This is a genomic window from Companilactobacillus halodurans (assembly GCF_009600995.1).
Classification (GTDB): Bacteria; Bacillota; Bacilli; order Lactobacillales; family Lactobacillaceae; genus Companilactobacillus; species Companilactobacillus halodurans.
The window spans coordinates 1-6,823 of record NZ_VDFO01000068.1 but is presented as its reverse complement, the minus strand read 5'-3'; the positions used below and the strand labels follow the sequence as shown (position 1 = coordinate 6,823).

Below are 6,823 nucleotides of genomic sequence, written 5' to 3'. Positions count from 1 at the left end.
ATCAGTTAAGTGTAAGCATAAATTAAATTAAGAATACATTCCATTCAACAACGGCAAAAATTGATTGTATGGTTATCAGCAGACCGAGTGAAACGAGGTCAATGCGCACTTACACATAGAATTTATTCTATGTTGTGCTAGACCCATTAAAAACCTGTCTCAGAAGTTGCCTTCGGCAACAACTAAAAACTCAAAAAAAAACTAACCAAAATCAATTTGATCTAACATACTTTCGGTACTTGCTTGGTCTAATCCTAAATAAGCTAAAGTCATGGCTTCACTTGAATGATTTAATAAGTGCATGACTAGGCCAATATTGTAATTTGATTGCGTGTAAACACGATAAGCCCCAGTTTTGCGCATCGTATGAGTACCTAGATAATTAATTCCTAATAGATCGCCAACCTTACTCATAATTTTGTAGAACTGTTTTTCAGTAATATGGCGTTCTGGGTGTTGAATTGAAGGAAAGAGCCATTCAGAATCCAGCTTATGGTCAAGCAGCCATTGACGGTACAATAATAGCTCTGTTTGAACAGGCTTAAGGTACAAGGTATTAGGTTTACCAGTTTTTCGGTCATGAATAAACGCATTTTGTTTAATAGAACCGTCCGGATTAAAAATATCGGCCTGTTTTAAGCCCATAACGTCACTCACTCGCAGTAGCGTCGCTTTACCAACTTGAAAAATCGTATAGTTACGTCGGCCAGCTTTAAAGTTATTGAGTAACGTATCTTGGACCTCTTTAAGAACGTTTGAATCTTTGATGGGTAAGACAACTTGTCGCATGTAAATGACCTCCGGTAAGAATATTTGCATTGTGTATCTACACAGGATATACTTGATTTTTAATAATAATTTAGGAGGGGGAAATATGGAACCTATTAAAGAACAAACACGCTTAGCAAAGTGGGGAAACTCGAAAGCTGCTAGAATTCCTAGCCAAATTATTAAACAACTGAAATTAGATGATAACCAAGATATGACAATAACCATTGAAAATGGATCAATTGTTTTAACACCAATAAAAAAGAACCCAACCAATATTCACGAACTATTTAAGGATTGGAAAGATGACGGGAAAAGGGATCACGAGCTTGATTGGGGAAAGCCAGAAGGTAATGAACTTCAATGGTAAGCCAAGGTGATATATTTTATGTTAACTTTAATCCAAGCCGTGGTCATGAACAGATGAATAAGCGACCAGCCATTGCGCTAAGCAATGATCTAGTCTGTCAGACAAGTAACATGACGATTGTGGCTCCAATTAGCAGTACCAAGCGTAATTTTCCAATGTATCATCGACTAACTAGTAGTCAAACAGTATATGGAAAAGTATTATTAGATCAAACCATAGCCTTAGATTTACGGGCAAGACATGTCACTGATGAAACTATTGTCGATCATGTATCGCGTGAAGAACTAGAAGAAATAATCACTTTGTACAAATTATTGTTTAGTATTGATGACAAATAGAAGAAGTTATTTATTTAATATTAAAACAAATAACCCCTAACATCTATATTATAGATATTAGGGGTTATTCTTTCAATGTTTTCGAGGGGCGATTTGTTAATTATAGACCCTTAATTTAACAAAGATAAAGATATTAATTAAAATTACAGTCTTACAATATTTATCCAGGTAGTATAAAGCACCTGGTAATATATTAAGACTTAAATTTTGTTTTAGTAAATTTTGAAATTTCAGGAAATATTTCAGGTTCAATTTGACGTGCAGAATTTATGCATCCTCTTAAGGATAACCTTATTTTCTCGGCTTCTTGGTAGTTTCCAGTATTAATATTTTCTCTCATTGACTTAGCAAGCGAAATAATCTTTTTTCTATTTTTATTTGGAACTTTTAAGTGATGGGTTTTAGTTACAATAACGCCAGATACTCTTTTGGAGTCATTTGTTGAATAATACTTAACTTTTCTATTTTTAATAGTATGACCATATGCTCTAACAATTTTATTAACTCGTAATTTAATAAAATTTGTGTTTATAGGCGATGAACTAGAGAATGTAAAGTCATCAACATACGTTGAAAATTTTAAATTATTTTTAGTTGCTAGTAAAGAAAGTTCATCAAACATAGGAGTGAAGGCAAAAAATGAAAGGAGCATACTTGTCGAAATTCCTTGCACTAAGCCGCCTCTATATACAGTGATGTTCGTTAGTATGGAAGCTACGTCAGGAGAACATTGCATACTAGACTGAAAGAATCTATAAATATATTCTCTTTTACAGTTTGGAAAAAAATTTGATATGTCAAATTTAAGCCAATAATCACTGTCCTTATGGAAAGTTGCATTAGATAAAATATTTTTACCAATTTCACCAGCCATTAAATAGTTAGGCCTATTTGTGTATTTTAGGTAATTATAAATATTTTTTTGAGCTTTTTTTAATTCTGCATCAGAAGGTACATCAATTTCTCTATTTTTTGTACCAGTCCTCTTAGTAAAGGAATAGTATCTGGGATTGTTAGAGATATATTTTAACTTTTTTAAGGACATACCTAGCGAGTCAGCTAACTTTTTTTTCGAATGACATTTGAAAAGATAAGATTGAGATAATGGGTATTTTTTTTTCAATTGATGTCCTTATCTAGCCATTAGAGATATAACTTTTTCCATTAATGGTTTAATTAATTTTTTTGCTTGTAAATCATTATTGATCTGCTTTTTATCTTCTGCGAGTAAAATTAGTGTAGAAACTTTTAACCCTAAGATTTCAGCATAGTTATTTAATATTTCAAGTGAAGGAGACTTTTTCCCGGTTTCTATTTCAGATAAATAACTAGGAGATATATTTATTTTTCCACTAAAATCTTTTGCAGTATCTCCATAAATCATTCTTAGCTTTTTAAGAATTATTCCAATATTTTCCATGTAATAGACTCCTTTCAAAAAAAAAAGACTACGAATTGACCATCTTAAAAAAAGCCAGCAAATTGTTTAATAACTTTTTCAAGTAACAAAAGTAATTTTAACAATATTTCTAAACCGTGCATTATCTTAATAAATATAATCCACTTTTTAGATGTTTTAGCTTTTCTTTGCCGATGTTCACGATACTTTGATACCAGTTCCCTATTTTTAATTTGCATAAAAATTCCTTCTTTCTGCTCCCTCTATGGGAGTCCTCTCCAGAAAGAAAAGGTTCTCAAAGCATCTATCGTAGTCATTTTTGAAACGAGAGAATCCTCATCTCTCGTTTCTCTGCGCAGGCGCTTGCGCCGGAGCAGCCGGCAGCTTGCAGCCCTACAAAACAGATCCTACAAATATAGAATCCACGAACCTCGAATATACAAAGTTCCAATTTCAGAGGAAATACCTAACACTGATGATTTTATTATACAATATAATTCGCTATTTGCAAATATTATTTTTTTTAAAACAACTTTGTATTCTATTTGTCAAACATGGTATTTCTAAAATCATTTTCTAACTTGGTTAATTGTTGCGTTATTGTTTCTTCTAGTTTTTGCCTTCTTTGGTCATAGACGTCAATAGTTTGCCCTTTAATTTGAGGCATGGTTTCATAAATAGCGCTGATAGAACCCATAGATTTCTGAACACTTTTTATTTCCTTGTATAGAGGTTCAGTTAAAAACAGTCGTTGTGAATCAATATAATTATTGACGTTTATCTGTATTTCTCTCTTTTTAGAATTTTCTTCTTGACGTACTGCCCCATTCAATTCAAGTAATTTGGCATAGATGATTGGAATTATTGTCCGTCGTTGTTTTAATAGTTCTGCTTTTTGTTCAAAGTCTCTTTTTTGTTCCGCCAATGTTGATTGTAACTTTTCTTCGAATTTCTGTTGTTGCTGCTGTGTGTGGCAATTAAATTTGTTAATTTTTTGTTGATTAATTTGCGCTAATTTTGATTTATAATGTTCTAAAAGCCAATTTGGTATTTTAAGCCACGTCAAAACTTCTCCGACAATCAATATAATATTAAGTAAAATACTAATTAATAACATAAATCTAATCTCCTTATATTTTTTGTAGTTCACTTATAATATAGCAATTGTTTGTTTTTCGGTTTTGAAGCTTAAACAATAGAGATTTTCTATATATAATATGGTTAGAAAAAACGTGTCGAGTTCCTACTACACTAAAACGTTAAAGATTATAAAGCCCAACTAGAAGAATAACCTAAGTGCTTGCTTTTGCCTTTTTACAATTAATATTGAATTTTGATCAACAAATATAAAAATACGTTTTTACCAGAAGTGCCACCAAGTATTATTTTTTTTCTTTAAATTATGGGTATCATGTTCACCTTGTTTAGAAGATATGGTTTTAAACTTTTCAATTTTTTTTTCGGCTATTAACTGTAATTGTTGTGATTGATCCAATAATTTTTGCATTGACTTTAATTGTTCATCTTTTTCTTTAATTTGGCTATCTTTGATTAATAATTGCTGATTCAGTAGTTCTATTGTATCTATATTCGTGTTACCAGTGTTACTAGTAAATGTTTCCTCTCTGAATTTTCGGTTGTTACCACCACCAAAATGCTGTTTTAACAGCAAATATCCTGAATTAATAACAACTAGGGTTTGTACCCCGTTCCTAGTCACAGTTTGTACATAGTTTGCTCTAAAGTTTGTATCTAGTTTTTTCCTAATGGCTTGTTTTGATACACCAAATTCGTCAGCAAGTTCTCTAATAGTTTTAGGCATGATTTCCAAACCCCTTTCGGAGTTCAGCAAGTGCTTCTTTTCTTGCTTGATCTCTTATTTTTTTATCGTGCTCGGCCTGTTTATCAGCCAATGCTTGTTTCTCAGTGGAGCCTAAAGTCAACCCCTTAACTTTGTCAATGGCACGCCATTTTTCCTGCTCTGTTAATTCACCATTATGCTGAATATTAAAAAGCTTTTGACGTTCATCTTGAAATTGACCTTGTGAGAAGTCATTAGAGTTTTTCTTTTCAGACTTCCAAGTAAAAGAATACCCAATCACTGGTTTTCCGCGGCCTTTACCATATTTTTTTCTAACCGTTAGGCCTCTAAAAAGAGGCGTAAGTTCCTCTTTGATGGGTTTTAAAACGGATTGATTTATATTGCTACTTTTATAGCTTTTAGGGACATCTAATAGCTCGTTAAAGTCTGCAACTGAAAAGTAAGCGTACCCAGTAGTTCTAAATTGTTTTAGTAACCGAAACATGGTTTTTGCGTAGCTACTTTTTAAATCTCTGAACTCTGATAAAGCATAACGAACCCAACTTTCCAGCTCATTTAATAATTTTATAGCTTTGGGGTAAATTTTAATATCAACATAAGGATCATCAGCATGGCCGTTTATCTCAAATTCGGTAAACATAACAAAAAATTCACGATACAGCCCATCTTTACTACGCCTTCCAAAGCGTAATCCTAAAATTTTTTGATAGGTACTTTCAATATCGTCAATAAATCGGTTATTTGCTGTAGGTTTATATGCACTTAATTCTTTTAATTGATCAAATGAAAACCTTACAGTTTCGTCACCCTTGTCACGCATTCTAGAAACTATTGAGAAGAATAAATTCATTTCAACAGGAGTGAATTTTCGAAGTGGGATTGTATTTAATTCAGGATCATATTTAACAATTTCATTACTCAAATGAAGCACCTCTTTTAATGAATATAGTTTTATGAATATATAATACTGCAAAACTCTATCTATAAACAGACAAAACTCTATCTATAAACAGACAAAACTCTATCTATAAACAGACAAAACTCTATCTATAAACAGACAAAACTCTATCTATAAACTCCTGTATCCCTTGGGAGAGTAAGGCTAAAATGGGGCCTAAAAGAGGTTTAAAAGAGGTTTATAAAAGAGGTATAAAAGAGGCAGCACTGTACGAGGTCAAAACCTAGCAACAAAAAACACAAAGGAGTGAGCCCAAAACCGGCTCACATTAAATTTCAGTCGCTACGCTCCTTGCGCCTCACTCCGTTCGTTGCCTAAAAGGTGTGGCAAGCCACATTAATTCGGGCGCTGACGCCCCGAACCCCGTCCAAGCTGAGCCAGCTTGACCGCTTTTTCACTCGCCGTTAGGCAGGAAAGCAAAGTTTTGTAGAAACTTTGGCTTTCGCCAATTCAGTGTTAAGACTGGTTAAAAGCTGTCAATTCCTTATGCTCCCACGCTTTGCTCGTCCGCTACCATTGACAGCAAACAGTTAGTTTTTTGAATCTTAACAAGAATTTAGCTGCTATGTTCGTCTTTAAGGGCCTTATTTTTTGTTCTCAGCGATTTTAAGGCTATTTATATACATTTATACCAAACTCAAAATAAAAAGCCCTCAGGGACTTTTTAGAGGGCTAGATGACGAAACATGGACGATTAATAATATCTTCTTGTCTTTTTTGCAAAATATAAGTGTATAAGGAATCATACAAGTTCTTTTTAATCTCGTCGGGTTTATTGACGGAAGCTTCAAATAATTCTTGAATATCAACTTGCCAAGGATCAGCAAGTATTTCATCAATTGGTTTTAATACTTTCTTTTAGTCCAGCTTAATTACTCCTAACATTAAAATAATAATTTCAATTTAGATACGCAGTTCTTAAAGTTAGTTATTCAAATTTTGTTGCCAGGTTTATGAAGATTCTCTGCATAAAGCAATTAAAAAAATTTGGTTGAAAGCAGCGGGATATGCAACAATTTTTAGCATTTAAAGCATAACAAAATCAGTTAAGTGTAAGCATAAATTAAATTAAGAATACATTCCATTCAACAACGGCAAAAATTGATTGTATGGTTATCAGCAGACCGAGTGAAACGAGGTCAATGCGCACTTACACATAGAATTTATT

9 protein-coding genes are annotated in these 6,823 nt (G+C 32.8%); 2 read left to right on the top strand and 7 right to left on the bottom strand.

All coding sequences use genetic code 11. The features are described 5' to 3' along the window. Positions 1–201: 201 nt before the first annotated feature. Positions 202–789 (bottom strand): site-specific integrase, encoded by a 588-nt coding sequence (locus tag FHL05_RS12125; protein ID WP_075168830.1) that lies wholly within the window; start codon positions 787–789, stop codon positions 202–204. An 85-nt stretch (positions 790–874) separates the two neighbouring features. On the opposite strand from FHL05_RS12125, the gene FHL05_RS12120 reads away from it, so the two are divergent. Continuing rightward, positions 875–1,138 carry an AbrB/MazE/SpoVT family DNA-binding domain-containing protein gene (locus FHL05_RS12120; RefSeq protein WP_153522824.1) on the top strand — a complete coding sequence of 88 codons (264 nt, stop codon included), beginning with the start codon at positions 875–877 and terminating at the stop codon, positions 1,136–1,138. Next, positions 1,132–1,476 (top strand): type II toxin-antitoxin system PemK/MazF family toxin, encoded by a 345-nt coding sequence (locus FHL05_RS12115; protein WP_001748110.1) that lies wholly within the window; start codon positions 1,132–1,134, stop codon positions 1,474–1,476. The genes FHL05_RS12120 and FHL05_RS12115 overlap by 7 nt, the downstream gene beginning before the upstream one ends. A gap of 193 nt (positions 1,477–1,669) precedes the next feature. On the opposite strand, the gene FHL05_RS12110 is transcribed toward FHL05_RS12115, so the two are convergent. From FHL05_RS12110 to FHL05_RS12085, 6 genes are all read right to left on the bottom strand, one after another. Next, complete coding sequence (locus FHL05_RS12110; protein ID WP_102196636.1) at positions 1,670–2,599, bottom strand: reverse transcriptase family protein; 930 nt, start codon at positions 2,597–2,599, stop codon at positions 1,670–1,672. Positions 2,600–2,608: 9 nt separating this feature from the next. Continuing rightward, positions 2,609–2,896 (bottom strand): helix-turn-helix domain-containing protein, encoded by a 288-nt coding sequence (locus FHL05_RS12105; protein WP_102196635.1) that lies wholly within the window; start codon positions 2,894–2,896, stop codon positions 2,609–2,611. Positions 2,897–2,940: 44 nt separating this feature from the next. Beyond that, positions 2,941–3,114: a hypothetical protein gene (locus tag FHL05_RS12100; protein WP_153386850.1), complete on the bottom strand. Its 174-nt coding sequence runs from the start codon at positions 3,112–3,114 to the stop codon at positions 2,941–2,943. 302 nt (positions 3,115–3,416) lie between these two features. Next, positions 3,417–3,992 (bottom strand): hypothetical protein, encoded by a 576-nt coding sequence (locus FHL05_RS12095; RefSeq protein WP_102196634.1) that lies wholly within the window; start codon positions 3,990–3,992, stop codon positions 3,417–3,419. 243 nt (positions 3,993–4,235) lie between these two features. Further along, positions 4,236–4,697, bottom strand: coding sequence for a helix-turn-helix domain-containing protein (locus tag FHL05_RS12090; RefSeq protein WP_102196633.1), 462 nt, complete (start codon positions 4,695–4,697; stop codon positions 4,236–4,238). Continuing rightward, on the bottom strand, positions 4,690–5,619 hold the full coding sequence (locus FHL05_RS12085; RefSeq protein ID WP_102196632.1) for a replication initiation protein: 930 nt from the start codon (positions 5,617–5,619) through the stop codon (positions 4,690–4,692). Before FHL05_RS12085 ends, FHL05_RS12090 begins: the two co-directional genes overlap by 8 nt. Positions 5,620–6,823: the final 1,204 nt, after the last annotated feature.

Coding starts and splice junctions, on each gene's coding strand:
- FHL05_RS12115 (WP_001748110.1), top strand. CDS start 1,132: ATGGTAAGCCAAGGTGATATATTTTATGTTAACTTTAATCCAAGCCGT.
- FHL05_RS12090 (WP_102196633.1), bottom strand. CDS start 4,697: ATGCCTAAAACTATTAGAGAACTTGCTGACGAATTTGGTGTATCAAAA.
- FHL05_RS12125 (WP_075168830.1), bottom strand. CDS start 789: ATGCGACAAGTTGTCTTACCCATCAAAGATTCAAACGTTCTTAAAGAG.
- FHL05_RS12095 (WP_102196634.1), bottom strand. CDS start 3,992: ATGTTATTAATTAGTATTTTACTTAATATTATATTGATTGTCGGAGAA.
- FHL05_RS12120 (WP_153522824.1), top strand. CDS start 875: ATGGAACCTATTAAAGAACAAACACGCTTAGCAAAGTGGGGAAACTCG.
- FHL05_RS12105 (WP_102196635.1), bottom strand. CDS start 2,896: ATGGAAAATATTGGAATAATTCTTAAAAAGCTAAGAATGATTTATGGA.
- FHL05_RS12100 (WP_153386850.1), bottom strand. CDS start 3,114: ATGCAAATTAAAAATAGGGAACTGGTATCAAAGTATCGTGAACATCGG.